Source organism: Halorubrum sp. AD140 (assembly GCF_034497445.1).
Classification (GTDB): domain Archaea; phylum Halobacteriota; class Halobacteria; order Halobacteriales; family Haloferacaceae; genus Halorubrum.
The window spans coordinates 40,608-66,278 of the sequence record NZ_JAXRUU010000003.1 but is presented as its reverse complement, the minus strand read 5'-3'; the positions used below and the strand labels follow the sequence as shown (position 1 = coordinate 66,278).

25 protein-coding genes are annotated in these 25,671 nt (G+C 71.2%); 10 read left to right on the top strand and 15 right to left on the bottom strand.

Features of this window, described 5'->3' with window-relative positions; all coding sequences use genetic code 11:
- Nucleotides 1–113: 113 nt before the first annotated feature.
- Together U4E84_RS01575 and moaC are read left to right on the top strand one after the other, a co-directional pair.
- On the top strand, nucleotides 114–1,628 hold the full coding sequence (locus U4E84_RS01575) for an NAD(P)H-hydrate dehydratase (RefSeq protein WP_322530341.1): 1,515 nt from the start codon (nucleotides 114–116) through the stop codon (nucleotides 1,626–1,628).
- Complete coding sequence (moaC, locus tag U4E84_RS01570) at nucleotides 1,621–2,124, top strand: cyclic pyranopterin monophosphate synthase MoaC (RefSeq protein WP_322530340.1); 504 nt, start codon at nucleotides 1,621–1,623, stop codon at nucleotides 2,122–2,124. Before U4E84_RS01575 ends, moaC begins: the two co-directional genes overlap by 8 nt.
- Nucleotides 2,125–2,140: 16 nt before the next feature.
- Here the strand turns inward: moaC and U4E84_RS01565 are convergent, their stop codons facing one another.
- The gene (locus U4E84_RS01565) at nucleotides 2,141–3,862 is read right to left on the bottom strand and encodes a formate--tetrahydrofolate ligase (protein ID WP_322530339.1); all 1,722 of its coding nucleotides are present in this window, start codon (nucleotides 3,860–3,862) and stop codon (nucleotides 2,141–2,143) included.
- A gap of 78 nt (nucleotides 3,863–3,940) precedes the next feature.
- On the bottom strand, nucleotides 3,941–6,088 hold the full coding sequence (fdhF, locus tag U4E84_RS01560) for a formate dehydrogenase subunit alpha (protein ID WP_322530338.1): 2,148 nt from the start codon (nucleotides 6,086–6,088) through the stop codon (nucleotides 3,941–3,943).
- Nucleotides 6,089–6,249: 161 nt separating this feature from the next.
- Between fdhF and U4E84_RS01555 the strand changes: the two genes are divergently transcribed.
- Nucleotides 6,250–6,876 carry a hypothetical protein gene (locus U4E84_RS01555; protein WP_322530337.1) on the top strand — a complete coding sequence of 209 codons (627 nt, stop codon included), beginning with the start codon at nucleotides 6,250–6,252 and terminating at the stop codon, nucleotides 6,874–6,876.
- Nucleotides 6,877–6,907: 31 nt separating this feature from the next.
- Here U4E84_RS01555 and U4E84_RS01550 read toward each other — a convergent pair whose 3' ends face one another.
- Entirely contained in the window at nucleotides 6,908–8,110 is a 1,203-nt protein-coding gene (locus tag U4E84_RS01550) for a glycine cleavage system aminomethyltransferase GcvT (RefSeq protein ID WP_322530336.1), read from the bottom strand.
- Between the two features lie 113 nt (nucleotides 8,111–8,223).
- Between U4E84_RS01550 and U4E84_RS01545 the strand changes: the two genes are divergently transcribed.
- The gene (locus tag U4E84_RS01545) at nucleotides 8,224–8,886 is read left to right on the top strand and encodes a S26 family signal peptidase (RefSeq protein ID WP_322530335.1); all 663 of its coding nucleotides are present in this window, start codon (nucleotides 8,224–8,226) and stop codon (nucleotides 8,884–8,886) included.
- Nucleotides 8,887–8,977: 91 nt separating this feature from the next.
- On the opposite strand, the gene U4E84_RS01540 is transcribed toward U4E84_RS01545, so the two are convergent.
- A complete protein-coding gene (locus U4E84_RS01540; protein WP_322530334.1) occupies nucleotides 8,978–9,508 on the bottom strand; it encodes an NYN domain-containing protein in 531 nt (176 codons plus the stop codon).
- 185 nt (nucleotides 9,509–9,693) lie between these two features.
- Here U4E84_RS01540 and U4E84_RS01535 point away from each other — a divergent pair, with 185 nt between their 5' ends.
- The 3 genes from U4E84_RS01535 (at nucleotide 9,694) to U4E84_RS01525 (ending at nucleotide 11,262) form a co-directional block, all read left to right on the top strand.
- Nucleotides 9,694–9,945 (top strand): hypothetical protein, encoded by a 252-nt coding sequence (locus U4E84_RS01535; protein ID WP_322530333.1) that lies wholly within the window; start codon nucleotides 9,694–9,696, stop codon nucleotides 9,943–9,945.
- Between the two features lie 142 nt (nucleotides 9,946–10,087).
- On the top strand, nucleotides 10,088–10,480 hold the full coding sequence (locus U4E84_RS01530) for a metalloregulator ArsR/SmtB family transcription factor (RefSeq protein WP_322530332.1): 393 nt from the start codon (nucleotides 10,088–10,090) through the stop codon (nucleotides 10,478–10,480).
- A complete protein-coding gene (locus U4E84_RS01525) occupies nucleotides 10,477–11,262 on the top strand; it encodes an arsenite methyltransferase (RefSeq protein WP_322530331.1) in 786 nt (261 codons plus the stop codon). The genes U4E84_RS01530 and U4E84_RS01525 overlap by 4 nt, the downstream gene beginning before the upstream one ends.
- A gap of 29 nt (nucleotides 11,263–11,291) precedes the next feature.
- Here the strand turns inward: U4E84_RS01525 and ilvD are convergent, their stop codons facing one another.
- From ilvD to purS, 4 genes are all read right to left on the bottom strand, one after another.
- Nucleotides 11,292–13,082, bottom strand: coding sequence for a dihydroxy-acid dehydratase (ilvD, locus tag U4E84_RS01520; protein ID WP_322530330.1), 1,791 nt, complete (start codon nucleotides 13,080–13,082; stop codon nucleotides 11,292–11,294).
- Nucleotides 13,083–13,186: 104 nt separating this feature from the next.
- Nucleotides 13,187–13,579, bottom strand: coding sequence for a VOC family protein (locus tag U4E84_RS01515; protein ID WP_322530329.1), 393 nt, complete (start codon nucleotides 13,577–13,579; stop codon nucleotides 13,187–13,189).
- Nucleotides 13,580–13,633: 54 nt separating this feature from the next.
- Entirely contained in the window at nucleotides 13,634–14,311 is a 678-nt protein-coding gene (gene purQ / locus U4E84_RS01510; protein ID WP_322530328.1) for a phosphoribosylformylglycinamidine synthase I, read from the bottom strand.
- Nucleotides 14,312–14,393: 82 nt separating this feature from the next.
- Complete coding sequence (gene purS / locus U4E84_RS01505; RefSeq protein WP_322530327.1) at nucleotides 14,394–14,645, bottom strand: phosphoribosylformylglycinamidine synthase subunit PurS; 252 nt, start codon at nucleotides 14,643–14,645, stop codon at nucleotides 14,394–14,396.
- Between the two features lie 180 nt (nucleotides 14,646–14,825).
- Between purS and U4E84_RS01500 the strand changes: the two genes are divergently transcribed.
- Nucleotides 14,826–15,809, top strand: coding sequence for a formyltransferase family protein (locus tag U4E84_RS01500; protein ID WP_322530326.1), 984 nt, complete (start codon nucleotides 14,826–14,828; stop codon nucleotides 15,807–15,809).
- Between the two features lie 49 nt (nucleotides 15,810–15,858).
- Complete coding sequence (locus tag U4E84_RS01495) at nucleotides 15,859–16,047, top strand: hypothetical protein (protein ID WP_322530325.1); 189 nt, start codon at nucleotides 15,859–15,861, stop codon at nucleotides 16,045–16,047.
- A gap of 23 nt (nucleotides 16,048–16,070) precedes the next feature.
- On the opposite strand, the gene U4E84_RS01490 is transcribed toward U4E84_RS01495, so the two are convergent.
- On the bottom strand, nucleotides 16,071–18,920 hold the full coding sequence (locus U4E84_RS01490; protein WP_322530324.1) for an ATP-dependent helicase: 2,850 nt from the start codon (nucleotides 18,918–18,920) through the stop codon (nucleotides 16,071–16,073).
- Nucleotides 18,921–19,016: 96 nt separating this feature from the next.
- On the opposite strand from U4E84_RS01490, the gene cmk reads away from it, so the two are divergent.
- A complete protein-coding gene (gene cmk, locus U4E84_RS01485) occupies nucleotides 19,017–19,631 on the top strand; it encodes a (d)CMP kinase (RefSeq protein ID WP_322530323.1) in 615 nt (204 codons plus the stop codon).
- A 23-nt stretch (nucleotides 19,632–19,654) separates the two neighbouring features.
- Here the strand turns inward: cmk and U4E84_RS01480 are convergent, their stop codons facing one another.
- The 6 genes from U4E84_RS01480 to U4E84_RS01455 all read right to left on the bottom strand — a co-directional run bounded on the left by U4E84_RS01480 (nucleotide 19,655) and on the right by U4E84_RS01455 (nucleotide 25,651).
- Nucleotides 19,655–20,011: a hypothetical protein gene (locus U4E84_RS01480; RefSeq protein ID WP_322530322.1), complete on the bottom strand. Its 357-nt coding sequence runs from the start codon at nucleotides 20,009–20,011 to the stop codon at nucleotides 19,655–19,657.
- A 100-nt stretch (nucleotides 20,012–20,111) separates the two neighbouring features.
- The gene (locus U4E84_RS01475; protein ID WP_322530321.1) at nucleotides 20,112–21,569 is read right to left on the bottom strand and encodes a dihydrolipoyl dehydrogenase; all 1,458 of its coding nucleotides are present in this window, start codon (nucleotides 21,567–21,569) and stop codon (nucleotides 20,112–20,114) included.
- Between the two features lie 82 nt (nucleotides 21,570–21,651).
- Nucleotides 21,652–22,035 carry a SaoD/DsrE family protein gene (locus U4E84_RS01470; protein WP_322530320.1) on the bottom strand — a complete coding sequence of 128 codons (384 nt, stop codon included), beginning with the start codon at nucleotides 22,033–22,035 and terminating at the stop codon, nucleotides 21,652–21,654.
- Nucleotides 22,036–22,133: 98 nt separating this feature from the next.
- Nucleotides 22,134–23,156 (bottom strand): YncE family protein, encoded by a 1,023-nt coding sequence (locus U4E84_RS01465; RefSeq protein WP_322530319.1) that lies wholly within the window; start codon nucleotides 23,154–23,156, stop codon nucleotides 22,134–22,136.
- Nucleotides 23,153–24,277, bottom strand: coding sequence for a rhodanese-like domain-containing protein (locus U4E84_RS01460; protein ID WP_322530318.1), 1,125 nt, complete (start codon nucleotides 24,275–24,277; stop codon nucleotides 23,153–23,155). The genes U4E84_RS01465 and U4E84_RS01460 overlap by 4 nt, the downstream gene beginning before the upstream one ends.
- Nucleotides 24,278–25,651, bottom strand: a complete 1,374-nt coding sequence (locus U4E84_RS01455) for a twin-arginine translocation signal domain-containing protein (RefSeq protein WP_322530317.1) — start codon at nucleotides 25,649–25,651, stop codon at nucleotides 24,278–24,280.
- Nucleotides 25,652–25,671 lie beyond the last annotated feature (20 nt).

Here is a 25,671-nt window from a genome sequence, read left to right as displayed (position 1 = left end):
CATTTTCATTCCGAACGCGCGCCTCCGCTCGGAGGGCGCTGGCGACGGCTCGCCGGTGTTCGCTCATCTGACAACACCTCACGCTTAATCCCGCGGAGCGCGGAGACGAACCCATGATCACGACCGAACGCATGGCGGCGGTCGACGCCAACGCCGCCGCCCTCGGGGTCCCCCGAAAGCAGCTGATGGAGTCGTCAGGGAACGCCGTCGCCCGCGAGGTCCGGGCCGTCGCCGACCCGGGCGCGGCGGTCGCGCTGCTGTGTGGCCGCGGGAACAACGGCGGCGACGCGTTCGTCGCCGCCCGGTTCCTCTCCGCGCACGACGTGACGGTCCACCTGCTCGGCCGCCCGGAGTCGATCCGAACCGACATCGCGCGGGAGAACTGGGCGACGCTCGAGGCGGCCGAGGTCCCGACGGAGACCGTCACGGACTCCGCCGACCTCGACCTCGGCGAGCCGGACGTGATCGTCGACGCGATGCTGGGTACGGGCGTGACCGGCGCGCTCCGGGAGCCCGAGCGGACCGCGGCGCGACTGACGAACGCGAGCGACGCCGCGGTCGTCGCCGTCGACGTCCCCTCGGGGGTCGACGCCGACACGGGCGAGCCGAGGGGGAGCGACGCCGGGTCCGACGACCGCGGCGAGGCCGTCCACGTCCGGGCCGACCGCGTCGTCACCTTCCACGACGAGAAGCCCGGGCTCGCCGCGCTCGACGCCGCGGTGACGGTCGCCGACATCGGGATCCCGGCGGCCGCGGAGCGGTACACGGGGCCGGGAGACCTGCTCGGGCTCGCGCGCGACCCCGACTCGCACAAGGGCGAGAACGGCGAGGTGCTCGTGATCGGCGGGGGGCCCTACACCGGCGCCCCGTGGCTGGCCGCGCGGAGCGCGCTCCGAACCGGAGCGGACCTGGTCCGCGTCGCCTGTCCGGAGTCCGTCGCGCGGGAGGTGCAGGGGTTCTCCCCGGACCTCATCGTTCGCGACCTGCCCGGCGACCGGATCGGTCCGACCCACCTCGACCGAGTGCTGGGGCTCGCCGCCGACAACGACGTCGTCGTGCTCGGACCGGGACTCGGCGACGGCGACGGGGCCGCCGCCTTCGTCCGCGAGTTCCTCGCCGCGTACGACGGGCGGGCGGTCGTCGACGCCGACGCGCTCCGCGTCGTTCCCGAGGTCGACACCGACGCCGAGCTGATATGCACGCCCCACCAGGGCGAGCTGGTTGGAATGGGCGGCGAGACCGCGAGCGACCCCGACGAGCGGGCGACGCTCGTCGCCTCGTTCGCCGCCGAGCTGGGCCACACGCTGCTCGTGAAGGGCGCGGTCGACGTGATCGCCGACGGAAGTCGCGGTGACGGGGACGCCGCCGGCGGCGGGACGGACCGCGAGACCGACGAGGCGGTCCGGCTGAACCGGACCGGCAACCCGGGGATGACCGTCGGCGGCACCGGAGACGTGCTCGCGGGGACGGTCGGCGCGCTCGCGGCCGTGACCGACCCGTTCCGCGCGGCGGCGGTGGGCGCGTACGTCGCCGGAACCGCCGGCGACCTGGCCGCGGACGAGCACGGGTACGGGCTCGTGGCGACGGACTTACCCGACCGGCTTCCCGAGGCGATGCGTGATGAGTGAGGACCCGTCATCCGACGCAGACGCGCTGACCCACACCGACGAGTCCGGCGAGGTCCGGATGGTCGACGTCGGGTCGAAGCCCGACACGAGCCGCCGCGCGGTCGCGCGCGGCGAGATCCGGCTGACCCCCTCGACGATCGCGGCCGTGCGGGCGGACGAGGTCGACAAGGGCGACGTGCTCGCGACAGCCCGGATCGGCGCGGTGCAGGCCGTCAAACACACCTGGGAGACGATCCCGATGTGCCACCAGATCCCGATCACGAACGTCGACACCGACTTCTCGGTCGGCGACGACCGGATCGAGCTGACCGTCGCCGTCGAGACGACCGGGAAGACCGGCTGCGAGATGGAGGCGCTGGAGGGCGTCACGACCGGCCTCAACGTCGTCTGGGACATGGTGAAGGCGGCCGAGAAGGGCGACGACGGCGGCTATCCGGACACGCGTCTCTCGGACGTCGAGGTCGTCGCGAAGGAGAAGCGGACGCTCGACGAGTAGTCGAATCGCGGGTCGCTCAGAACAGCCCGCTCACGTCGCCATTGGCGTCCACGTCGATGCCCTCGGCGGCCGGCTCGGCCGGGAGCCCCGGCATCGTCATCACGTCCGCCGTCTTGACGACGACGAAGCCGGCGCCCGCCGACGGCGACACCTCGCGGACGGTGAGTGTCCATCCCTCCGGCACGCCCGTCAGCGACGGGTCGTCCGCGAACGAGTACGGCGTCTTCGAGACGCAGACCGGGAGGTCGCCGTACCCCCAGGCCTCGACGCGGTCGATGTCCTCCTCGGCGCCGTCGACGTACTCCACGCCGTCGGCGCCGTACACCTCGCGGGCGACGGTCTCGATCTTCTCGGGGATCGACGCGTCTCGGTCGTACAGCGGCGCGAACGATCCGGTCCCGGCGCGCTCGCGGACCAGTTCGGCGAGGTCGGTCGCGCCCGCGCCGCCGTCGCGGTAGGCGGTCGAGCGCGAGACGGGGACACCGGCCTCCGAGAGCGCCTCTTCCAGCGCGACGAGGTCGGACTCCGCATCGTCGGGGAACACGTTTATCCCGACGACGGCCGGGATCCCGAACGACTCGACGACCGCGACGTGACGGCGGACGTTGTCGACTCCGGCGCGCACCGCCGCGGGATCCGTCTCCGCGAGCGCCTCGAAGTCCGCCGGCCACATGTCCAGCCCGTGGCGCTTCGTCCCCCGAACCGTCGCGACGACGACGGCCACGTCGGGGACGATCCCCCGGCTGGCGACGACGTGAGCGAACTTCTCGGCGCCGAGATCAGCGCCGAACCCCGCCTCGGTGACGAGGTAGTCCGCGAGCGAGACGCCGACGCGGTCAGCGACGAGGGTGTTCGTCCCGTGCGCGATGTTGGCGAACGGGCCGCCGTGGACGAACGCCGGGACGCCCTCGACGGTCTGGACGAGGTTCGGCCTGAATGCGTCCCGGAGGAGCGCGGCGACCGCGCCCGCGACCCCGACGTCCCCCGGCGTGATCGGATCGCCGTCGGCGTCCTCAGCGAGGACGATCCGTCCGGTCCGGTCCTTGAGGTCCGTCAGGTCGTCCGCGAGCCCGAGCACGGCCGTCAGCTCCGAGGCGGCGGTGATGACGAACTCGTCCTCCCGCGGGACGCCGCGGGCGGGGCCGCCCAGCCCCACGACGGTTTCGCGAAGCGCGCGGTCGTTGACGTCGAGCGCGCGCGGCCAGTCGACGCGGCGGACGTCGGCGTTCAGTTCGTTCCCGTGATGCAGGTGGTTGTCCAGCGCCGCGGAGAGCAGGTTGTGCGCGGCCGTGAGCGCGTGGATGTCGCCGGTGAAGTGGAGGTTGATCGCCTCCATCGGGAGCACCTGCGAGTACCCGCCGCCGGCCGCGCCGCCCTTGACGCCGAACACAGGCCCGAGCGAGGGTTCCCTGACCGCGACCGTCGTTGACTCCCCCAGTCCCGCGAGCGCCTGCCCGAGTCCCACGGTCGTCACGGTCTTCCCCTCGCCCTTCGGCGTCGGGGTCATCCCGGTCACGAGAACCACGGTTCCGTCAGCGCCGCGGTCGGGAGCGGTCGCCGAGCGCACCGCCGCGTGAGTGAGCTTCGCGATCCCCTCGCCGCGCGGCTCGATGTCGTCGGCCGTCAGCCCGAGATCACCCGCGACGTCCTCGATCGGGCGGGGGTCCGCGGCGCGAGCGACCGCGAGGTCGGACCGCGGTGCGTCGCCGCCGTCAGCCGCCGGATCTGAATGCGCCATACTCACGCCTTCGCTCGGCGTGGGTATCAGCCTTTGAGCCGTTCTCGCCGGGTAAAAAACCGTCCGCGGCCGTCGCCCTCAGTCGTCCGCCGGCTCCGCGTCGTCTTTCGGCTCGCCGCCGTCGGAGACCGTCACGGCGATGTCCGCGGCCGCGGCCTTGTACTCGGGGATCTTCGCGCGGTCGTCCAGCACGTCGTTCGTGAGCCGGTTCGCGGAGGCGGCCGCGAAGTGCGGCGTCGTCCAGACGACGCCCTCCTTGATGTCTTCGGTCACCTGCGCCTTCACGTCGATCTCGCCGCGCCGCGACCGGAGCGTGACCGTGTCGCCGTCCTCGATCCCGTACGCCTCGGCGTCTTTCGGGTGCACGTCGACGAAGTTCTCCGGGTGTTGCCGCAAGAGGGTCGGCGAGCGCCGACTCATCGTCCCCGTGTTGTAGTGCTCTTCAAGGCGAGCCGTGGTGAGGATCAGCGGGTACTCCTCGTCGGGGACCTCGGCGGGCGGCTGGTGACGGACGCCCTCGATCTGCCCGAGTCCGCTCTCCGTGTCGAAGGAGTCCTCGTAGAGGAACTGGTCGCCCTCGTCACCCTCCTCGTAGCAGGGCCAGTGGAGCCCCTCCTCGCCGAGCCCGTCGTAGGTCATTCCGTGGTAGATCGGACACACCTCGCGGAGCTCCTCGAAGACGGCCTCCACGTCCTCGAACCGGAACTCGTCCTCGCTGAACAGGCGACTGCCGACCTCCATCAGGATGTCGAGGTCGTGTTTCGTGTTCTCGTGGACCTTCTCGACGCCGCGCATCCGCTGGACGCGGCGGTCGGTGTTGGTGACCGTGCCGCCGCGCTCGGCCCACGTCGTCGCCGGGAGGACGACGTCCGCGAACTGCGCGGTCTCGGTCATGAAGATGTCCTGTGCGACCATGAACTCCAGCGAGCGCAGGCGCTCTTCGACCTCGTTGCCGTCGGGCTCGCTCATCACGGGGTTCTCGCCCATCACGTACAGCCCCTTCACCGAGTAGCCCGCCTCGTGGGATATCTCGACGTTGGTGAGGCCGGGCTCGTCGGGCACCTCGAAGCCCCACACGTCCTCGACCGATTCGCGGGCCTCGTCGTCGTCGACGAGCTGGTAGCCGGGGAGCACGTTCGGCATCGCGCCCACGTCGCTCGTCCCCTGCACGTTGTTCTGCCCGCGGAGTGGATTGACGCCGGTGCCGGGCCGGCCGAGGTTCCCCGTTATGAGCGCGAGGTTGATCTCGTTTTGCACGTTGTCGACGCCGCAGGTGTGCTGGCTCATCCCCATTCCGGTGAAGATGGCCGCGTTGTTCGCCATCGCGTACTTCTCGGCGGCGAGCTCGATGTCTTCGAGGGGGACGCCCGCCTCCTCGGCGGCTTCTTCCTTGTCGAAGTCGGCGAGGGTCTCCTTCAGGTGCTCGAACCCCTCGGTGCGCTGTTCGATGAACTCCTCGTCGATCCAGCCCGCGTCCGGCTCCTCCTCGTGGCGCTCGAGGATCGTCTTCAGGACGACGTTGAGCAGGGGGATGTCTGTCCCCGGGTTCAACTGGAGGTGCATGTGCCGCTCGGTCTCCCCGATGTCGAACGAGCGGGTGGTCTTGTTGGCGTGCGGATCGACCTGGATGACGGTGGCGCCCTCCAGGACGGCCTGCCGGAAGTACTGGCTGTTGGCGATCGGGTGCTGCTCGCCGGGGTTCGCGCCCTGGATCCAGAACACGTCCGCCGCCTCCTCGAGGTCCTCCATGCTGTTCGTCATCGCGCCCGCGCCGAGGCTGGTCCGGAGCGCCCACACGGTCGAGGCGTGGCACATCCGCGTGCAGTTGTCGACGTTGTTGGTGCCGTACCGGCGCGCGAGCTTCTGGAGGAGGTAGTTCTCCTCGTTCATCGTCTTCGAGGAGCCGAAGAAACCCATCGCGTCGGGGCCGTAGTCGTCGCGGATTCGTTCCATCTCCGAGACGATCCTGTCGTACGCCTCCTCCCACGTCGCCTCGCGGAACTCGCCGTCTTCCTTGATCAGCGGCTCCGTGAGCCGTTCCTCGTGGTCGACGACCTGCGTCGCCGCGCCGCCCTTGATGCAGACGCGTCCCTCGTTGACCGGGGCCTCTCCCCACGGCATGAACGTCACGTCGCCGGGTTCCTCCCCCTGATTCACCTTGATCCCGCACCCGACGCCGCAGTACGGGCAGATCGTTTTCACCGCCTCGTTCCCCTCAGTGGACATGGTTCTCACCTAGTCGTGCGATCATATATCATGATCTTTGTCGCGTGCCGCATGAGTGTATCGGTGGTTTCTGGCGGCGAGCGGGTCCGCCCGGCAGCCACACGGGCCTCACCGTCGGCGACCGCCGAAGCGTTTTGTCGGCCGCGGACGTCCACGGGCCCATGGATCCGAGCGTGGAAGGCGTCCGGGCGCGCGTGGACGAACACGTCGAGACGTACCGCGAGACCGCCCCCTTCTACCCGGTGGAGGCGGAGGCGATCGGGTCGCTCGGGGACGCGTTCCGCGCCGGCGACTACGGACGGCGCGACGTCGAGTGGGTTGTCCGCTGGTACCTCCGGCGGCGGGTGGGCGCGACCGATCACGAGGAGCGCCGGGCGATCGAGGAGGCCGTCGAGGACGCGGCGCCGCGCGAGCTACGCGAGGCGCTGTGGAACGCGATCGACGCGCTCGACGGGGTGAAGAGTCCCGACGACGACGACCCGCCGACGCCCGCCCACCACCGCGCGCTCGACGCGCTCACCGACCTCCCGGGCGTCGACGTCGCGGTCGGGTCCGCGCTGTTGTGGTTTCTCGACCCGGACGAGTACCTCGTCGTCGGCGACCGCGAGTGGCGGGTCGTCGCCGCGCTGACCGACCTCGACGAGTCGTACCCGGAGCCGGTGACGGTCGAGGCGTACGACTGCTACCTCGACGCGGTCCGGTCGCTCGCCGAGCGGCTCGACGTCGACGGCTGGCGCCTGTACATGGTGATCCAGCGGGTGCACGCCGAGGCGTTCGCCGGGGAGTGAGCTGCGCACGTCGGGACTCGCCCGTGGACGTCTACCGGTCGACGAACGGCGGGATCACGACCTCGGCGCGCTTCTCGTCGCCGCGAATGACGACGCTCACCTCAGTGCCGGCCTCCGCGTGGCTCTCGCGGAGGTAACCGAGGCCGATCGGCTGGCCGAGCGTCGGGCTCATCGTCCCCGACGTGAGGTGACCGATCCGGGCGAGGTCGCCGTCGGTGACGGCGTAGCCGCCTCGGGGGACGCCGCGGTCGAGCAGCCGGACGCCGACGAACCGCTCCTCGACGCCTTCCTCCCGCTGTCGCTCTAGGGCGTCGCGGCCGACGAACTCGGTGTCCAGCTTCACGACGAAGCCGATCCGCGCCTCGTAGGGGGTCCGGGGCTCGTCGTCGGGGTCGAAGTCCTGCCCGGAGAGGAGGTAGCCCATTTCCGTCCGGAGCGTGTCGCGCGCGCCGAGCCCGCACGGCTGGACGGTCGCTTCGGTCGACGCCGGATCGTCGTCCCCGACGAACGCCGACCAGACGTCCGCGACCGCGTCTGACGGGCACATGACCTCGAAGCCGTCCTCGCCGGTGTACCCGGTCCTGGCGACCCAGCTGTCGACGCCCGCGACCCTCGCGACTGTCGCCTCGAACTTCGAGAGGGCGACCACGCGGTCTTCGGGGGTGGCGTCGTCCAGGACGTCGGGCGCGTCCGGCCCCTGCACGGCCAGCATCGCCCAGTCCGATGTGGCGTTCTCGACCGTCGCGTCCAGCCCCGCGTCGTCTCGGTAGTCGGTCCAGCGGTCGGCCATCTGCTCGTCGTGGCCCGCGTTCGGGACGAAGAGGTACGCGGGATCGGCGGCGCCGTCTCCCGCTCGCGGGCCGAGGTCGCGGTCCAGGCCCGCGAGCGTCGCCGCGGCCGATCCGGCCGCCACGCCGTCCGGGAGGCGGTACACCACGGTGTCGTCGAGCATGACGCCCTCTTCGTTCGTGATCGCCGCGTACTGGGAGTCGCCCGGGTCGAGCGCCGTCACGTCGTTGGTGGTCAGCCGGTTCATCAGCGTCGTCGCGTCCGGGCCCGACACCTCCACCTCGCCCATGTGAGAGACGTCGAAGACCCCGACGGACTCCCGGACCGCGGCGTGTTCCTCGCGGATCGAGTCGAACTCGACCGGCATCTGCCAGCCGCCGAAGTCGGTGAACGTCGCGCCGCGCGCCTCGTGAGCGTCGTGGAGGGGTGGAAGCCGATCGGTCATGGCGGACCGGTGGCCGGGACGCGCCTAAGTTCTTGCCATCGGAGCGGTCTCGGCGCCGGAGCGGCGCCGCTGGCGCCGACAGGCTCAAGCCGCTTCCTCCCCGCCTGACCCACGTGAAGCGGACCCGGAGCCCCACCGGCCTGTTGGCCCCCGCCGCCGCGGTCCTGCTCGTCGCGCTCGTCGTCGCGGCGGCCGCGGGAGCGTGGCCGCCGCTCGTCGCGGTCGAGAGCGGGAGCATGGAGCCGGCGGTCGAGCGCGGCGACCTCGTCGTCGTCACCGCGACGGAGCGGTTCCCGTGGGGCGGGCTCGTCGGACACGCGGATCCCGACGCGCCGCGGCGGCTCGGCGGCGCCGGCGACGTGGTGGTGTACAGCCCGCCCGGCGACGAGAATCGGCCGATCCTCCACCGGATCGCGTTCCCCGTGAGCGAGGGAGAAGACTGGACCGACCGGGCCGATCCCGAGCTGCTCGACGGCGACTGCGCCGACGTGGAGAGCTGTCCCGCGCCCCACGACGGCTACGTCACATACGGCGACGCCAACGGCGAGTACGACCAGAGCGCGGGGATCGCGCCGGTCGTCCGCGAGGAGTGGATCACGGCTAAGGCGCTGTTCGCGGTCCCCGACCTGGGCTGGTTCCGGATCGGTGTCGACGCCGCGATAGCCCGGATCGGTCCCCTCCCGACCGCCGTCGGGCTCGGCGGGATCGCGGCGGTCACGGGCGGCTTCGGGGCGGTGCTGATCGGGTGGGTCGGTCGCGGGCGCGGCGGGGCGTGACACGTGCCCGAGACGTGACTCCGAGAGCGAGGCGTCACTCCGGGAGCGAGGCGTCACTCCGGGAGCGAGGCGTTACTCCGGACGCGAGGCGTCACTCCGAGGCCGAGTCTGCGGTCGCCTCCGGGTCGCCTCCGGCGTCGGCGTCCTCCGTGGCGGCCTCGTCGGCGCCCGCCTCCTCGTCGCCCTCGTCGAGCGTGACCGACCCGTTGGCGGCGTTGCGGAGGGCGTCGGACCGGCCGAACTCCCCGGGCGCGATCGCGAGCGTCCGGATCCCGTAGCCGTTCGCCGTCTCGACCACGGGCTTGAAGTCCGTGTCTCGGGAGGCTATCGCGAGGACCGACATCCGTCCTTCGGCCGCGAACCGGGCGGCGTCGACCGCGAGCTTCACGTCCACGTCGCCGCTCGTGACCACGACCTCGAACCCCCGGGCCTCCGCGGCCTGGATCAGTCCCGGCGTGGCGTGCTCGTCGAGGTAGAGCCGCGTCGTGACGAGGGGCCCCTCCGCCTCCGCCGCCCGTCGCACGTCGTCGAGGTCGACGTCGAACTCCTCGCGCAGCACGTTGGGCCCGTCGACAAACAGCGCCACGCCGACCGGCTCCTGGTCCTCCCGACTGGCTTCCATGCCTCGTCGTCGGCGACGGGCGGAAATAGGCGTGCTGGTCCGCGGCCGGCGGCCTCGACCGAGACCGGTCGGTGTCGGCCGTCGCTCCGAGCGCGTAACACCTTATATGTGTATTACGACCTGATCGACGACCGTAGTGAATATACGGAGAATTGAAGTGTGATGTCCAGGAATACCGAAGTAAGATGTCAAAAACAAACGCGTACACCGTTATTTCCGAGCAGAACGATCACCATTGCACGACGGTTCGTGCACATCCCCGCAACGAGACGTACCACGTCGTCGACTACGCCGACGAGGACGCCCGGAAGCGCGTCGCGGACCTGCCGGTCGGCTCGGTCGTCAAGATGGAGCTGTCGCGCGCCGGCCGCCGGAGCAACGTCTGGCGGGCCGAGTCGGTCCGGACCGCACACACCGACGGGGGGTCCACGGAGTAACGGTCGCTCGGCTGTCCCGCTTCTCTCGGCGGCTACTCCTCGTCTGACCGCTGTAACGCGCGTTTCCGCGTCGCGGGGCCAGACCGTTCCGACTCCGCCGAAACAGATATATTAGTAGAGACTTATATTAGCGATCGGAATTATGACTGAAGGGCTGTCCGACGTCGAACGGGAAGAGGCCGCTACGGTGCGGCGCGGGTGCTGTGCGAGCGTGGATCACGGAGTTTCGCCTCGCGGCGTCGACGCCGACGTCGAGACGCTCGCCGCGCTCGGCAACGAGACGCGGTACGAGGCGCTCCGGCTCGTCGCTGCGACCGAGGGGGGCACCTGCGGCTGCGAGATCGAACCCGCGCTCGACGTGAGCCAGGGGGCGGTCAGTCAGGCGCTCTCGCGGCTCCACGACGCCGGGCTCGTGACGCGCCGGAAGGAGGGCCGCTGGCGGTACTACGACGCGACGGAGCGCGCCCTGCGGCTGCTGGACGTACTGGACGAGACGCGCTCGAGCGACGAGGTCGAAGCGGGGGCGCAGTCGTGACCGAAGACGTGAGCGCCGGGCGCGAGATCGACGCGGCGGAACAGCGACGCGTCGTTCGCGAGCGGTACAGCGGCATCGCGGCGGCGGGATCGTCGTGTTGCGACGACGGGGACGAGTCCCGCCGACTCGGCTACGACGAGGGCGACGTCGACGCCGTCGCGGCCGGTGCCAATCTCGGACTCGGCTGCGGGAACCCCACCGCGATCGCGAGCCTGGAGCCCGGCGAGACCGTCCTCGACCTGGGCTCGGGCGGCGGGTTCGACTGCTTCCTCGCGGCGCGGGAAGTCGGGCCCGACGGCCGCGTCATCGGCGTCGACATGACGCCCGAGATGGTCGAGCGCGCCCGCGAGAACGTGGAGCGGAACGGGACCGAAACCGTCGAGTTCCGCCTCGGCGAGATCGAGCACCTACCGGTCGCGGACGCGTCCGTCGACGTAATCCTGTCGAACTGCGTGATCAACCTCTCGCCGGAGAAGCCGCAGGTGTTCCGCGAGGCGTTCCGCGTCCTCCGTCCCGGCGGACGACTCGCCGTCTCCGACGTGGTTCGGACCGCGCCGTTCCCGGACGGCGTGCGGCTCGATCCCGCGTCCGTGGCCGGCTGCGTCGCCGGCGCGTCGTCGATCGAGGAGGTCGAGTCGATGCTGGAGGACGCGGGGTTCGAAGCGATCGCCATCGACCCGAAAGACGAGAGCGAGGAGTTCATCCGCGACTGGGACGACGACCGCGACGTGAGCGAGTACGTCGTCGCCGCGACGATCGAGGCGCGGAAGCCGCGATCGTGAGCGCGAGCGACGGGGCCGTCGCCTGGCTTTTATAGATCTCGCGTGAGCCGCGGGTTCGTCACGGCGCCGTCGGCCGCGGAGGCGAAGTCGCGGCCGTATTTCGCGAGGATGCCGCCCTCGTACGGCGGCTCGGGCGCGTCCCACGCCTCGCGGCGTTCGGCGAACTCCTCGTCGGAGAGGTCGACGCTGAGGTCGCGCTCCGGGATGTCGACGGTGACGTGGTCGCCGTCCTCGAGGAGCCCGATCGGACCGCCGGCGGCCGCCTCGGGCGCGACGTGACCGATCATCGGGCCGCGCGTCGCGCCGGAGAAGCGCCCGTCCGTCAGGAGCGCCACGTCGTCCTCGTGGCCCGCGCCGACGACGGCGGCGGTGACGCCGAGCATCTCGCGCATCCCCGGACCGCCGGTCGGTCCCTCGTTGCGGATCACGATCACGTCGCCGGAGTCGACCGCGCCCGACTGGACGTACTCCATCGCGTCCTCCTCGTGTTCGAACACGCGGGCGGGTCCCTCGTGGTAGAACTCGTCGTCGCCGGTCACCTTGAGCACGGAGCCGTCGGGCGCGAGGTTGCCCGTGAGGATCTTGATGGCTCCCTCCTCCTCCTTGGGGTCGTCGACCGTGTAGAGGAAGTCCGTCTCGATCTCGTCGTCTGGGAGGTCGCCCCGCGCCTCGAGCTCGGCGAGCTCCTCGGCGATGGTGCGGCCGGTGACGGTCATCGCGTCGCCGTGGAGCAGGTCGGCCTCCAGCAGGCGACGGAGGACGACCGGGACGCCGCCGACCTCGTGGAGGTCGTTCATCACCCGGCTCCCGCCGGGCTGGAGGTCGGCGATCTTCGGCGTGCGGCGCGAGATCTCGTCGAAGTCCTCGATCGAGAGGTCGACGTCGGCCTCGGCGGCCAACGCGAGCAGGTGGAGAACGCCGTTCGTCGAGCCGCCGATCGCGGTCTGTAAGGCGATCGCGTTCTCGAAGGACTCCCGCGAGAGGACGTCAGAGGGGCGCCGGTCGTTCTCGACGCAGTCCAGGACGAGCTCGCCCGCCCGCTCCGCGACCGCGTAGCGCTCTTCGTCCTCGGCGGGCGCGGAGGCGGAGCCGAGCGGCGCCATCCCAAGCGCCTCGGAGATGGACGCCATCGTGTTCGCGGTGAACATGCCGCCGCAGGAGCCCGCGCCGGGGCAGGCGTGCCGCTCCAGCTCGTCGAGCTCCTCGCCGCTCATGTCGCCCTCGGCGTAGGCGCCGACGCCTTCGAACACCTGCACGATCGTGACGTCGCGCCCGTCGTGTTCGCCGGGCATGATCGAACCGCCGTAGAGGAACACGCTCGGGAGGTCGGTGCGGATCGACGCCATCAGCATGCCGGGGAGGTTCTTGTCGCAGCCCGCCACCGTCACCAGCGCGTCCATGCGCTCGCCGAACGAGACGAGCTCCACGGAGTCGGCGATGACCTCGCGCGAGATGAGGCTCGCCTTCATCCCCTCGGTCCCCATCGAGATGGCGTCCGAGATGGTGATCGTCCCGAATTCGATCGGCATCCCGCCCGCGGCGTCGATCCCGTCGATCGCCGCGTCGGCGACGTCGTCGAGGTGGACGTTACAGGGCGTGATGTCGGCGGCGGGGTTCGCCACGCCCACGAGCGGCGAGGAGAGGTCCTCGTCGTCGAACCCCATCGCTCGGAACATCGAGCGGTGGGGCGCGCGCTTCGCGCCCTCGGTCACGTCTCTGCTCCGCAGGTCCTCGTCCTTCTCGCCCGCGAACCGGTCCGCGTCGCCTCCGCGCCGTCGAGGGGTCTCCCCCTCGTCGGATCGTGGCTGCTGTTCGCTCATACCTGACCCTGTCGCTCGGGGGTCTTAAACGGCCGCGTCTGGGCGAGGGTTGCTCGGGAGGGCGCGGCGGGGCGAACGGGTTCGTCCCGCGCTCGCCGCGCCGCTCAGACCCGCGCTTTCAGCTCCACCCGGTACCCGAACGGGTCCCTGACGTACACCGCCGGCGCCTCCCCGGTCGCGCCGAGCGGCGAGTCGAGCCGCTTCTCGACAGCGACGCCGGCCGCTTTCAGTTCGTCCTCGATCTCCCCGATCGGCTCCTCGACGACGACGGCGACGTGGTCGTAGTTCGTCGCCGTCGGCGGCGCGAACTCGTCGGTCGGCCAGAGGTGGATCACGGCGGTCGCCGACAGCCGCACGTCGAAGAACGGCTTCTCGTCGGCCGCGTACAGCGCGTCCTCGATGCCGAATCCGAGCCGATCGCCGTAGAACTCGCGGGCGTCGTCGACGCCGTCCTCGGGGATCCGGAGGTTGACGTGGTCGATGTGGCGTGCGCGCATACCCGGAAACTGGGCGGCGCGGCGCAAAAAGGTGCGGCGGGAGCGACGGGGTCGTCAGGCGAACGCGCGCAGAATGCCCGCCCCGTCCGTGCTGCGACCGAGGTCCGGAAGGGTGGCGCGCTCGGGGTGGGGCATCAGCACCGCGACCGTCTCTCGCTCGCCGAGGACGCCGGCGACGTTGTCGGTGGAGCCGTTCGGGTTGGCGGCGTCGGTGACGTTCCCGTCGGCGTCGCAGTAGCGGAAGAGCACGCGGTCGTCGGCGACGAGGGCCGCGTGGGCCGCCTCGCCGATCTCGAAGCGCCCCTCGCCGTGCGCGATGGGGATCTCGATCACGTCGCCCTCGTCGTAGGCGGCGGTCCAGGGCGTGTCGGCGCGCTCGACGCGCAGGTGCACGGGCTCACACTGGAATCGCGCGGAGGCGTTCGTGGTGAACGCGCCGGGGACGAGTCCGGACTCCGCGCCGATCTGCGCGCCGTTGCAGACGCCGATCAGGGGGACGCCGTCGGCGGCGGCCTCGCGGACCTCGGCCATTATCGGGGCGCGGGCGGCCATCGCGCCGGCGCGGAGGTAGTCGCCGTACGAGAAGCCGCCGGGGAGGACGATCCCGTCCGCGTCGGCCGGGAGGCCGTCCTCGTGCCAGACGCGCTCGGCGTCGATCCCGAGGTGGTCGAGCGCGCGGACCGCGTCGCGGTCGCAGTTGGAGCCGCCGAACTGGACGACGGCGACCGTCACGCCGACCACCTCGCGGGGTCGGCCGCGGCGGCTTCGGCGGCGTCCGCGCCGGTGACGATCGACGTCGTCGAGACGGCGACCGTCATCGCTCGGCGACCGCGACGTCGTAATCGTGGATCGTCGGGTTCGCGAGCAGCCGCTCGGCCATCTCGTCGGCGCGGTCGGCCGCCTCGTCGGCGTCGGCCGCCTCCAGGTCCACCTCGAAGCGGTCGGCCGACCGGAGGGCCGACAGCTCGAACCCGAGGCGTTCGAGCGCCCGCCGAGTCGTCTCGGCCTCCGGGTCGAGGACGCCCCGCTTCAGCCGGACCGTCACCGTGGCGGTGTATGCCGTCATGGCTGACACTGCGGAGTCGTGTGTAAAAACGGTTTTGGAACGTCTCTTCTATCCACATTCGTGGATATATTTCGGTCGATCCCGCGGACGGTCGGCTCTCCCCGGAACGAAAGGGGCAAACCCCTCCGCGACTTGGATGGGGTGTATGCAGCCGCTCGAACCATCGGAGGTGATCGTCGCATGACCCGCGAACTGACCGAGATCACGGTCGTCGGAGGAGACAAGACCGGACTCATCGCGCGGGTCACCTCCCTGCTGTTCGAGCGCGGAATCAACATCGAGGACCTCGATCAGGCGGTGCGCGAGGGCGTCTTCCGGATGACGACCCGCGTGGACGCCTCGGAGATGGAGACCTCGCGCGGGGAGCTCCGGCGCGCGCTCGCCGAGCTCGGTCGCGAGCTGGACGTCGACATCCAGGTGCGGTTCCCGAGCGACCGCGACGCCCGCAGAATCGCCCTTCTGGTCACGAAGGAGACCCACGCGCCGGAAGCCCTGCTGGAGGCGGAGGCGCGCGGCGCCCTCGCCGACGACGGCGAGGAGGCGGAGATCCCGGTCGTGATCGGCAACCGCGGCGACCTCCGCTCGCTCGCGGAGCGCTACGACAAGCCCTTCTACGACGTGGGCGACGGCGGCGGCAACACCGACGAGGGCCGTCTGCTCGACCTCTTGGCCGAGTACGACGTGGACCTCATCGCGCTGGCCCGCTACATGCGCATCCTCTCGCCCGAGGTCGTCTTCCGGTACGAGGGGCGGATCATCAACGTCCACCCGTCCCTCCTACCGGCGTTCCCGGGGGCGGAGGCGTACCGACAGGCGAAGGACGCCGGGGTCCGCGTCGCGGGCGTCACCGCCCACTACGTCACGACCGACCTCGACCAGGGGCCCGTGATCGCCCAGCGCGCCTTCGACGTGCCCCCGAGCGCCGACGTCGACGAGATCAAGCGCCGCGGGCAGCCCCTGGAGGCCGCGGTGTTGCTCGACTCGGTCCGGCTCCACCTCGCGGACGCCATCGCGATCCACCGCGGCACGGTCCACGTCCGAGAGGACGTCGACGTCGACGCCCGGCTCGGTCTCAGCGAGGCGGCGGTCGACGCCAACCCCGACGCGCCGGTCGACGGCGAGCCGCTGTCGCGGTCGGAGACGCCGACGGCCGAGACCGACTGAGCGGCCTCCGGGCGACCGTTTTAAAGCGCCGCGCGCGTAGGGACCGCCGATGTCACCGGCTGGATCCCTCGCGCGCTTCCTCGGCGACGCCCGCGCCGTCGTTCGCAGCGACGAGCGCCTGATCCTCCTGTTCCTCCTGCTCCTCTCGGTCGCGGCGCTCGCGGTCTTCCTCTACTACACCGACCTGATCCTCGACGGGCTCCCCGACGTGCTCCCCACAGCCTCACCCCGGCCGTGAGCGCCAGTCGCTTCCGGTTCCGCCTACCGTCCGTCGTCGCCTTCCTCGATCGACTCCGTGACGCGGGCGTGGAACTCCCGGAGCACCGCCGACTCGTCGTCCGCGAGCACCGTGTCGGAGTCGACGAGCGTCGCGAGGCCGAAGGAGAGCGGCGTCGGCGAGTCGACGGCGTGATGGACGACCTCGAGGTCGCCGCCCGCGACCTTGCCGAGGACCTCGCGGAGCCCGGCGACGTCGAGCCGGTCCTCCAACAGCTCCCGGTACGTCTCCTCCGCGACGGCGAACTCGTCGAGCTCGTCCGCGAAGGAGAGCAGCATCTCGGCCGACACCTGCTGTTCGGCCGCCGTCTTCTCGTACCCCTTGTACCGCTTCAGGATGAGGAGCGAGCGGGCCGCGTCGATCCGGAAGTAGCGCTGGTGGAGGTCGGTCCCCCGCACCGCCTCGCGGAGGTCGTCGCGGACCGTCTCGGGGTCCAGGTCGCGGAGGATCGCGGCGACGTCGACCTTGCGGTTCAGCGGGAGCGCGAGCGAGAACCCGCGGTCCGCGACCGCGACGGAGACGTTGGCGTCGGTGCGGTTCGCGACCGCCGCGGCGACGAGCCGCGAGAGCCCGTCGTTGAACCGCCGGCCGTAGTTGGAGTGGACGTAGAACCGGCGCTTGTACGCGGCGCGGTCGAGCTCCTCCTCCACGACGAGCCGCGAGGGCGTGGGGACGCTCTCGGCGCCCGCGTACGCGACCTGCTCGTCGTACATCCGGGTGATCGCCCGGACCGCGCTCCCGTCGAGGGGGAGCTCTCGTAGCCACGCGCGGACCGCGGGCGGCCCCCCGTCTTCGAGCCGGTCGAGCAGTTGGCCCTGGAATGCCAGCGTCTCGCGCGCGAGGTCGTAGGAGAGGGGGAGCCGCTCGGAGTACCAGGAGGGGACGGTCGGGCGCTCGCTCGTCCGGTCGACGTACACCTTCGAGCCGCGACGGTACCGGAACGCGAACCGCTCGCCGCCCAGCGCGAACACGTCGCCCGGATCGAGGGTGTCGAGGTAGCTCTCGTCGAGCGTCCCGACCGCCTCGCCGTCGCGCGTGTGCACCCGACAGCTGAACGAGTCCGGGATCGTCCCGACGTTCGTCATGTAGATCACCCGCGCCAGTCGACCGCGCTTCCCGACGAGGAGTTCGCCGACCGGATGCTCCTCGCGGTGATGCGGGCCGCCCGGCGGGTCGTTCTCGTCGCGCCACACCTTCGGGTAGACGTTCCGGTCCTCGAGCCCCTCGTAGTCGGCCGTGAGGTAGCGCATGAGCCGCTCGTACTCCGCCTCGTCGAACTCGCGGTACGGGTGCGCGCGCCGGAGCGTCTCCCGAATCTCTCGGTCCGGTCGGATCCGGTTTATCGCCATCCCGTAGACGTGCTGAGCGGCCACGTCGTAGGCGCCCTCCGGGAGGAACACGCGGTCGACGAACCCGTCCTCGGCGCGGGCGAGCATCGCCGCGCACTCGACTAACTCGTCGCGGTCGAGCGCGAACACCCGCCCCTCGACCGTCTCGCCGGGGCTGTGGCCCGCGCGCCCGACGCGCTGGAGCAGCGCAGACACCGACTTCGGCGAGCCGACCTGCACCACCAGGTCGAGGTGCGGCATGTCGATGCCGAGCTCCAGGCTCGTCGACGTGGTCACCACGTCGAGCGAGCCCTCCTTCAGCCCCTCCTCGATCCGGGTACGCTGGCCCTCGCCCAGGCTCCCGTGGTGACAGCCCGAGTTCGACTCGTCGTAGCCGAACCGCTCGCGGAGCCCCTGGAGGGTGCGCTCCGCGCCCGACCGGGAGTTCGTGAACACCAGCGTGTTCTCGTGGGACTCGATCAGCTCGCTGAGGGACTCGTAGAAGCGGTCCGTGACGACCGAGCGCGGCGTGTGGACGAGGTCGGCCGCCGGCGTCCGAAGCTCGAGGTCGAACTCCCGGACGAACCGCGCGTCCACCAGCTCGCACGGGCGGGGTTCGAGCCCCGCCTCGTCGCCGACCTCGCCGGCGACGCGCTCGCGGCCGACGAGGAACTCGGCGACCTCGTCGAGCGGCTCGACCGTCGCCGAGCAGCCGATCCGCGTGGGAGAGCCGTCGGCCAGGTCCGTCAGCCGCTCCAGCGAGACGGCGAGGTGGGTGCCGCGCTTGTTCGCCGCCAGCGAGTGGATCTCGTCGACGATGACGTACTCGACGGTCCGGAGCTTCTCCTTGAACTTCGGGGAGTTGAGCAGGATCGCCAGCGTCTCCGGCGTGGTGTTGAGCACGTGCGGCGTCTCCGCCAGCATCGCCTGTCGGTCCGCCGTGCTCGTGTCGCCGTGGCGGATCGCCTGTCGGACGCCGGGGTCGGGAGACTCGTCGCCGCGAGAGGCCGTCTCCGCCGCGATCCCCTCGATCGGGACCTCCAGGTTCCGCTTGATGTCGTTGGCGAGCGACCTCAGCGGCGAGACGTACAGGCAGTAGACGGAGTTCTCCAGCTCTCCCGCCCGCTCCCGTGCGAAGAGGTCGTCGAGCACGGCGGTGAAGGAGGCGAGCGTCTTCCCGCTGCCGGTCGGCGCGGCGACGAGGCAGTTCCGGCCGGCGTCGACGTGGGGGATCGCCTCGCGCTGCGGCGGGGTGAAGAAGCCGCCGTTCTCGCCGACGTAGGCGCCGAACTCCGAGACCCACCAGCGGCGGACCGGCGGCGAGAGTCGGTCGAGCACGTCGGCGTCCGGGAGCGGCACCGTCTCCGGGTCGAACTCGACCGACGGCCCGTCGTCGTCGGACTTCGCCCGACTGCCAGAGGCGTGTTTCGCCTCGCCGGCGAGGGCTTCACAGAGGAGCGCCCGCGCCGACGGGCCCGCCGCGCCGCGTTCCGTGAGTTCGCTCACTGTGACGTACGTGGGCGTGCGACGGCATATCGGTTGTGTCGGTGGCGGTGCGCGAACCGGCCCGTTTATCCGCGATCCGTCCGTGACGCCGCACGTATGAGCGAAACCTCGCGGACGGCGGAGCGGGACATCGACCGCAACCTGTTCGTCACTGTCTCGGGACCGCCGGGCTGCGGGGCGACGACGCTGGTCGAGGGGCTGGCGGCGGCGCTCGACTGCGGCTACGTCTCCGGCGGCGAGCTGTTCCGCGAGATCGCCGCCGAGCGCGACATGAGCCTCTCGCAGCTGATCGCGAAGACGGGCGAGTCCGAGGAGATCGACCGCGCGCTCGACCGCCGGCTCCGTCGGATCGCCGAGAAGTGGGGCGCGGCGAACAAGGCGTTCGTCCTGGAGTCGCGGCTCGCCGGGTGGATCGCCGGGAACCGCGCCGACGTGCGGATCTGGCTCGACGCCCCCGACGAGGTGCGCGCCGACCGCACGCTCGACCGCGAGGAGATGACCTCCGAGATGCAGGTCCGCGAGGTGATCGAGGAGAAGCGGTACAAGTCGTACTACGGGATCGACCTCTCGGACCGCTCCATCTACGACCTCGCAATCAACACGGGTCGGTGGGGCCCGGAGACGACGCTCGACGTCGCGCTCACCGCGATCGAGGGGTACGACGTCGAGGCGGACGAGGGCGCGTTCGACACGCCCGACTTCGAGATATAGGCGGTCCCGATCGGCGGTCCGAGTCAGAACGTAATGATTTCGTAGTCGTCGTCGACGAGCGACCGGATGCTCGGGTGTCCGTCGTACTCGTCGAGCGTGACGAGCCCGGCGTCCGCGACCGCCTCCTCGACACCGAACGCGCCGGAACAGTAGTCACAGACCGCCGTGTCGTCGCGGACAGCCTGGTAGAGCTCGTGGTAGTCGCTCTCCTCGTCTTCCAGCTCCGGGATCCACTGGGTCCCGGCGCCGTCGAAGATGAGTTCGAGATCGTCGTCGTCGTTCTCGGCGAACTCCTTCGCGGCCTCCAGCCCGTTCGCGAGGCGACCGTAGTCGGCGTGCGATTCGTTGCCGGCGAGAATCACGATTGCTGCTTTTGCCATCGTGTTCTCTTATAAGCGTCACCCTACAAAACCCGCCCGCGGGTGTGTGTTCGGGACGCCGGATCGGCATGCGGTGACGTATCACGATGACCGCGGTGGATCACGAATGACCGGGGTGGTCGTGTCCGCCGCGCGAGAACTGTCCCGAGAAGGCCCGATCGACGACCTCGGAGAGGGCGGGGTGGATATGGACCGCGTCCCGGATGTCTTGGACAGTCCCCGAGCCCGCGGTCATCGCGACGACGACCTCCTCGATCAGGTTCGACGCCTCGGGGCCGACGATGTGACAGCCCTCGATGGTGCCGTCCAGATCGATGAGGACCTTCACGAATCCCTCGGCGTGCATCGCGCTGCCGCGAGCCGTCTCGTCGTACGCGTAGGTCCGGGTGGCGTAGTCGGCGTCGGCCTCCCGGAGGTCCTGCTCGCGCGCGCCGACGCCGGCGACCTCCGGCGAAGCGAACACCGCGAACGGCATCGCCGAGTAGTCGACCGGCTCCGGGTCGTCGCCGAGCAGGTTCCGGATCACGGCCCTCGCCTCGTGGTTCGCGCTGTGTTTCAGCAGGTACTCGCCGACCACGTCGCCGAGCGCCCAGACCCCCTCGGCGTCCGTTCGCAGGTACTCGTCGGTCTCGACGAACCCCCGCTCGTCCGTCTCCACGCCGGTCGCGTCGAGGTTCAGCGCGTCGGTGTTCGGGCGGCGGACCGCGGCGACCAGGAGCGCGTCGCCCGAAACGGACACGCGCTCCACCTCCTCGGGAGCGCCAACGGTCTCTCCGCTCGCGCGGACCGAGTCGGCCCCGGGGTACGGCCGGGCCTCGACGGTCACCTCGCCGTCGGCTTCCTCGGCCGAGACGGCCTCGTACCCGGTGTACACGTCGAACCGGTCGGCGAAGCGGTCGGTGAACGCCTCGCCGACCTCCTCGTCGGCCTCCGGGAGGAGGTGCTCGCGCCGGCCGACGATCGTCACGTCGCTGCCGAACGTCCCGAAGAAGTGGCCGAGTTCGGCCGCGATGTACCCGCCGCCGACGATCACGAGGCGGTCCGGTACCGTCTCCAGCCGGAGCGCCTCCGTGCTCGTGAGGTAGTCGACGTCATCGATCCCGTCGATCGGCGGGACCGAGGGGTGCGTTCCGGTGGCGACGAGGACGGTCTCGGCGCGGAGCGTGGCGCCCTCGTCGTCGCCGTCGACGATCTCGACCGTGCGGTCGTCGACGAACCGCCCGGTCCCAGAGAACAGGTCGTGGCTGTTCGAGGACGTGAGCCCCTTTCGGATCGACTCGGAACTGCCCGAGACGTCCTCGTTGACCGTTCGAACGATCTCCGCGAAGTCCACAGCCTGCACCTCGGCGTCGATCTCGAACGCGCCTGCGGCCTCGATCGTCTCTAAGACCTCGGCGTGGTACAGCAGCCGTTTCGAGGGGATACAGCCGCGGTTGAGACACGTCCCGCCGAGCCGTCCCTCCTCGACGACCGCGACCGAACTCCCTCGCCCGGCCATCGCGTTCGCCACGTCCAGTCCCGACCCAGACCCGATCACGAGGAAGTCGAACTCCTGCATGCCATTCCTGACCACGCCCAGAGATATCAACCTCCGGCCGACGTGCGGGCCGCATGCCGAGCCGCGAACGGTGCGGGCGGTCTCAGAGCGTGATGACGTGGTCGACGCCGACCTCGCCGAGCGCCGCGTAGAGGTCGGGGAAGCAGCCGACGGTGGCGCCCTCGACCGTGTTCGTCGCCTCGTAGTGGTCGCGACCGTGCTCGTCGGTGTGGTCGAACTCCGCGAGCCCGCGCCGGGTCGCGCACTGGTCGCACAGCATGAGCAGGATCTCCTGCTCGGCCGCCACGTCGGAGAGCCGCCGGCCCAGCGGGTCGTCCTCGCGGAGCGCGTAGGTGTTGTCGTGGAAGAAGAACATCCCGACGACGTCGGCGCCGTGGGCCTCGGCCTCCAGCTGTGGGAGGATCATGTCCCCGAGCACGTAGTCGATGGTCTGTCCGGCCGTCGCGAAGACGTAGGCGACCTTCATGGTCCGACGTCGGCGGGACGCAGGATGGCCCCACGGACAGCGGCAGGGTTTCCCGTCGTCTGTGACGCGCGCCCCCTCCGTACCGGAGGTGGATCGGCTCAGACCACGACGGAGCCGAACGGGTACGCGGCCGTCTCCGCGGTCCAGATAGCCCCCCCGTCGACGTCGACGAGCGAGATCAGGCCGTCGTCGTAGTGCGAGACGACGAGCCGGTCGCCGACGCGCGTGGCGACGAGACCCGGCGCCGGGGTCTCGACGACCGACCCCCCGAGCGACCGGAGGCGGTCGGCCTCGGCGTCGAGCACCCACCACTCGCCGCCGACGCGGAACAGGTCCACCGGACGGGTGAACCCCTCGTGGACCGCGACGAGTTCGAGGTCGCGGTCGAACTCGTGGACGACCCCGTCGGCGCGCCCGGGGACGAAGGCTCGGTCGCCGGTGACGACGAGGTCGTACGGGTCCGTGCCGACCGCGGCGGCGCCGAGGACGGGGTCGGCCGGGAGCGCACCTCCGCCGCCCGTTTCGAACGCGACCACCCGCGCGTTCCGCTGATCGACGGCGTAGCCGCGGCGGCCGTCGGGACCGACCGCGACGCCCTGTACGCGGGCGTCGCCGCCGACGTCCACGGATCCGATCCGTTCGTGGAGCGCGGGGTCGACGACGTCGACGACGCCGTCCCGGCGGCTGCCGGCGTAGAGCCGCCGGCCGTCGGGGGAGACGGCGACCTCGTGGGGCTCCGCGCCGACCGCGATCCGGGTGACGAGCGCCAGTTCCTCCGGGTCAATGACGGCGAGCGCGTCGCCCGCGGTACAGGAGACGAACAGCTCGCCGTTCGCGGCGGCGAAGTGAGAGGGGCCGAGGACGCCCGTCTCGATGCGGACGACGCCGCCGGTCGGGTCGACGGCGGTGACCGCCCGCTCGCCCATGGTCGCGACGAAGGTCGACCCGCCGTGCGTCTTCGCGTGAACCGGGTGGCTCCCGACCGGGACCTCGCCGAGCGGCTCGCCGGTGTCGAGCGCGAACAGCGCGAGGACGTCGTCGCCCTCGCAGGCCACCGCGACGACGCGGTCCGGCGGGGTGTCGGCAGTGGCGCCGTCGCCGGCGGCGTTCTCCGCGGTCATCCCGTACAGGAGAAGTCGCCGCCGCCCCCGTCCTCGCCGACGCTTCCGTCCGTCTCGATCACGACGTTCGTCGCGGTCTCGACGGGGTACCGTCCGCGGTCGCCGTCGACGTTCGCCCACTCGGCGAAGCCGCCGTCGTACAGCCGGACGTCGGAGAAGCCGATCGCTCGCAGCGTCAGCCACGTCGACGTGGGGTCGACGTTCTCGCCGCCGTACACGACGACGGTGCTCTCGCGGTCGAGCTCGGCCTCCGCCTCGTACAGCTGCACGAGGCGACTCGGCTCCGTCAGCCGCCGGCCGGAGACGTTCCCGACCCAGTGCACGCCGATGGCGCCCGGGAGGTGCCCGTGCCGGTCGTTGTCCGGGTCGAGGGCGTCGGCCCCCGCGGCGCCGACGTACGCCTCCGCGACGCGGACGTCGACGAGTCCGGGGCCGTCGTCGTTGAACGTCCCGACGCGGTCGGCGAGCCACTCGCGGGTGACCCGCGTCGACTCGGCGGGGTCGGGCTCGTACTCGGCCGGCGAGACGCGGTCGCGCGAGCCGGTCCCGAGCCGACCGTTCCACCCCGAGAGCCCGCCGTTGAGCACCCGAATCGAGCCGGCGTGCCCGACCGCGGCGAGCGCGAACGCGACGCGCGTGACCCGCGAGCCGACGCTCGCGCCGTAGACGAGCACGTCGTCGTCGGGGGACACGCCGACCTCGCCGAACGCCGCCGCGATGGCCTCGGCATCCGGGATCAGCCCGGCGTCGGTCGACTCCCGGCTCGTGATCGCGTCGAAGGGGACGCGGCGGGCGCCGTAGATCCGCTCCGTCCGGAACCGCTCGGCGTCGCGGGCGTCGAGGACGACGACGTCGTCGCGGTTGTCGGCCAGCCAGCTCGGGCCGACGAAGTGGGCGACGTTACCCGTCACCTCGTTCTGGGCGGCGACGTCGGCCGGGGTCGATACCCCGAGACAGCCGGCCGTGCTCGCCGCGCCCGCGACGGTCGCGCCGGCCGCGGCCCGGAGGAGCCCGCGGCGGGTGGACGCCGGGTCCGGTCCGCTCTCGGTTCCGTCCCGCGCGCCCGCATCGCTCTCGGTCCCGTCGATTCGCTCGTCGTTCGGCGTGTTATCGTGAGTCATCTATCCGCAGTAGCAGTGGTCGTCCATGCACCACGACGCCTCCCGGTCCCCGAAGGAGACGCCGAGCGAGGCCAGCCGGGCCTGGATGCTCGCCATCGCGTCGTCCTGGGGTCTGACCGTGCCGGCGACCGCGCCGGTGGGCGCTTCGCCCGCGTCGATCGTCGCGACGACCTCGCGGCTCGCGTGTTCGATCACGGCGACCTGGTTCGCGTCCTGCACGGGGACGTACAGCTTCTCGCGGTTCGGCCCCCACGCGCCGGCGATGCTGCTGCCGCCGACGTCGAGGGTCGTCTCGTACTCGTTCGACTCCAGGTCGATCACGCCGACGCCCTCGCCGGGGATGAAGAGGTACGCCGCCGTGTTGTCCGGCGCGACCTCGCTCGTGATCGGCGCGCCCGGGAGTCCGTCGTCGCGGGTGATCTTCGCGATCTCCTCCGGGTTCTCGGGGTCGGAGACGTCCCAGACGCTCTCGGATCCCTCGCGGGGCACCTCGGGCTCGCCGCCGAGCGTCCCCTCGCCGTTCGCCACGAGGAGGAGCTCCCCGTCGAAGGAGGCGGTGCACATGAACGGGAGGACCTTCCCCTCCTCCGTGACCGGCTCGCCGGCGTCGACGCGCGCCACCGTCTCGAACGGGTCGACGCTCAGCACGCGGAGCGCCTCGTCGGCCACGTCGACCACGAAGGCGTACTCGCCGTAGGGGCCGAGCGTCATGTCGCACGGGCCGACGTAGCCCGTCTCGATCTCGTCGGTCACCTCGCCGAAGGCGTCGCTGTCGCGGTCGGCGTCGACGCGGAAGATCGCGTGCGCCTCGTCGCCCTCGGGGTCCATGCCGGTCGTCCCTCCGGACGCGATCAGCAGGTGGTCGCCGTCGGGCGTCAGGTTCGGGTAGTTCGGGCCGTACCCCGTCTCGACGAAGGCGACCTCTTCGAGGGTGCGCTGGTCGAACGCGCGGACGCCGCCGGAGACGTTCAGCCAGAGCACGTCGTGGTCGGCGTCGACCCCCGTGGAGTACTGGTTCGCCGGGAACGAGGCGGTCGTGTCGAGGTACACCGACGAGAGCAGCTCGTCGGACTCGGCGTCGATGACGCTCACCGTCCGGTCCCCGTTGTTGAACACGAACACCGTCGGCTCGGCGTCGGCTCCGTCGCCGCCGCCCGAACAGCCGGCCAGCGCCGTCGTCGCACCGACGGCCCCCGACGCCTGAAGCAGCCGCCGTCGGTCGATTCCGTCCGAAAAGGGGTTCCGTCTGGCGTCGTTCGCCAGCTCCTCCCCCTTCGCCGGGCGCGGCGCCGCGCCGTCCGAGGCGCCCGGGGTGGGGTCGCCCGAGGCGTCCGGCGCCGCGTCGTTCGTCCCGCAGCCGCAGTCGTCGCTCATACCTCCACGACGCGACTCGC

Excerpts from the sequence above, each read along its gene's own strand:
- U4E84_RS01575 (WP_322530341.1), top strand. The coding sequence starts at position 114 with ATGATCACGACCGAACGCATGGCGGCGGTCGACGCCAACGCCGCCGCC.
- U4E84_RS01550 (WP_322530336.1), bottom strand. The coding sequence starts at position 8,110 with ATGACCGATCGGCTTCCACCCCTCCACGACGCTCACGAGGCGCGCGGC.
- U4E84_RS01495 (WP_322530325.1), top strand. The coding sequence starts at position 15,859 with ATGTCACCGGCTGGATCCCTCGCGCGCTTCCTCGGCGACGCCCGCGCC.
- U4E84_RS01530 (WP_322530332.1), top strand. The coding sequence starts at position 10,088 with ATGACTGAAGGGCTGTCCGACGTCGAACGGGAAGAGGCCGCTACGGTG.
- fdhF (WP_322530338.1), bottom strand. The coding sequence starts at position 6,088 with ATGTCCACTGAGGGGAACGAGGCGGTGAAAACGATCTGCCCGTACTGC.
- U4E84_RS01565 (WP_322530339.1), bottom strand. The coding sequence starts at position 3,862 with ATGGCGCATTCAGATCCGGCGGCTGACGGCGGCGACGCACCGCGGTCC.
- U4E84_RS01515 (WP_322530329.1), bottom strand. The coding sequence starts at position 13,579 with ATGCGCGCACGCCACATCGACCACGTCAACCTCCGGATCCCCGAGGAC.
- moaC (WP_322530340.1), top strand. The coding sequence starts at position 1,621 with ATGAGTGAGGACCCGTCATCCGACGCAGACGCGCTGACCCACACCGAC.
- U4E84_RS01540 (WP_322530334.1), bottom strand. The coding sequence starts at position 9,508 with ATGGAAGCCAGTCGGGAGGACCAGGAGCCGGTCGGCGTGGCGCTGTTT.
- U4E84_RS01455 (WP_322530317.1), bottom strand. The coding sequence starts at position 25,651 with ATGAGCGACGACTGCGGCTGCGGGACGAACGACGCGGCGCCGGACGCC.
- cmk (WP_322530323.1), top strand. The coding sequence starts at position 19,017 with ATGAGCGAAACCTCGCGGACGGCGGAGCGGGACATCGACCGCAACCTG.
- U4E84_RS01480 (WP_322530322.1), bottom strand. The coding sequence starts at position 20,011 with ATGGCAAAAGCAGCAATCGTGATTCTCGCCGGCAACGAATCGCACGCC.
- U4E84_RS01555 (WP_322530337.1), top strand. The coding sequence starts at position 6,250 with ATGGATCCGAGCGTGGAAGGCGTCCGGGCGCGCGTGGACGAACACGTC.
- U4E84_RS01460 (WP_322530318.1), bottom strand. The coding sequence starts at position 24,277 with ATGACTCACGATAACACGCCGAACGACGAGCGAATCGACGGGACCGAG.
- U4E84_RS01470 (WP_322530320.1), bottom strand. The coding sequence starts at position 22,035 with ATGAAGGTCGCCTACGTCTTCGCGACGGCCGGACAGACCATCGACTAC.
- U4E84_RS01535 (WP_322530333.1), top strand. The coding sequence starts at position 9,694 with ATGTCAAAAACAAACGCGTACACCGTTATTTCCGAGCAGAACGATCAC.
- U4E84_RS01475 (WP_322530321.1), bottom strand. The coding sequence starts at position 21,569 with ATGCAGGAGTTCGACTTCCTCGTGATCGGGTCTGGGTCGGGACTGGAC.
- ilvD (WP_322530330.1), bottom strand. The coding sequence starts at position 13,082 with ATGAGCGAACAGCAGCCACGATCCGACGAGGGGGAGACCCCTCGACGG.
- U4E84_RS01465 (WP_322530319.1), bottom strand. The coding sequence starts at position 23,156 with ATGACCGCGGAGAACGCCGCCGGCGACGGCGCCACTGCCGACACCCCG.
- U4E84_RS01500 (WP_322530326.1), top strand. The coding sequence starts at position 14,826 with ATGACCCGCGAACTGACCGAGATCACGGTCGTCGGAGGAGACAAGACC.
- purS (WP_322530327.1), bottom strand. The coding sequence starts at position 14,645 with ATGACGGCATACACCGCCACGGTGACGGTCCGGCTGAAGCGGGGCGTC.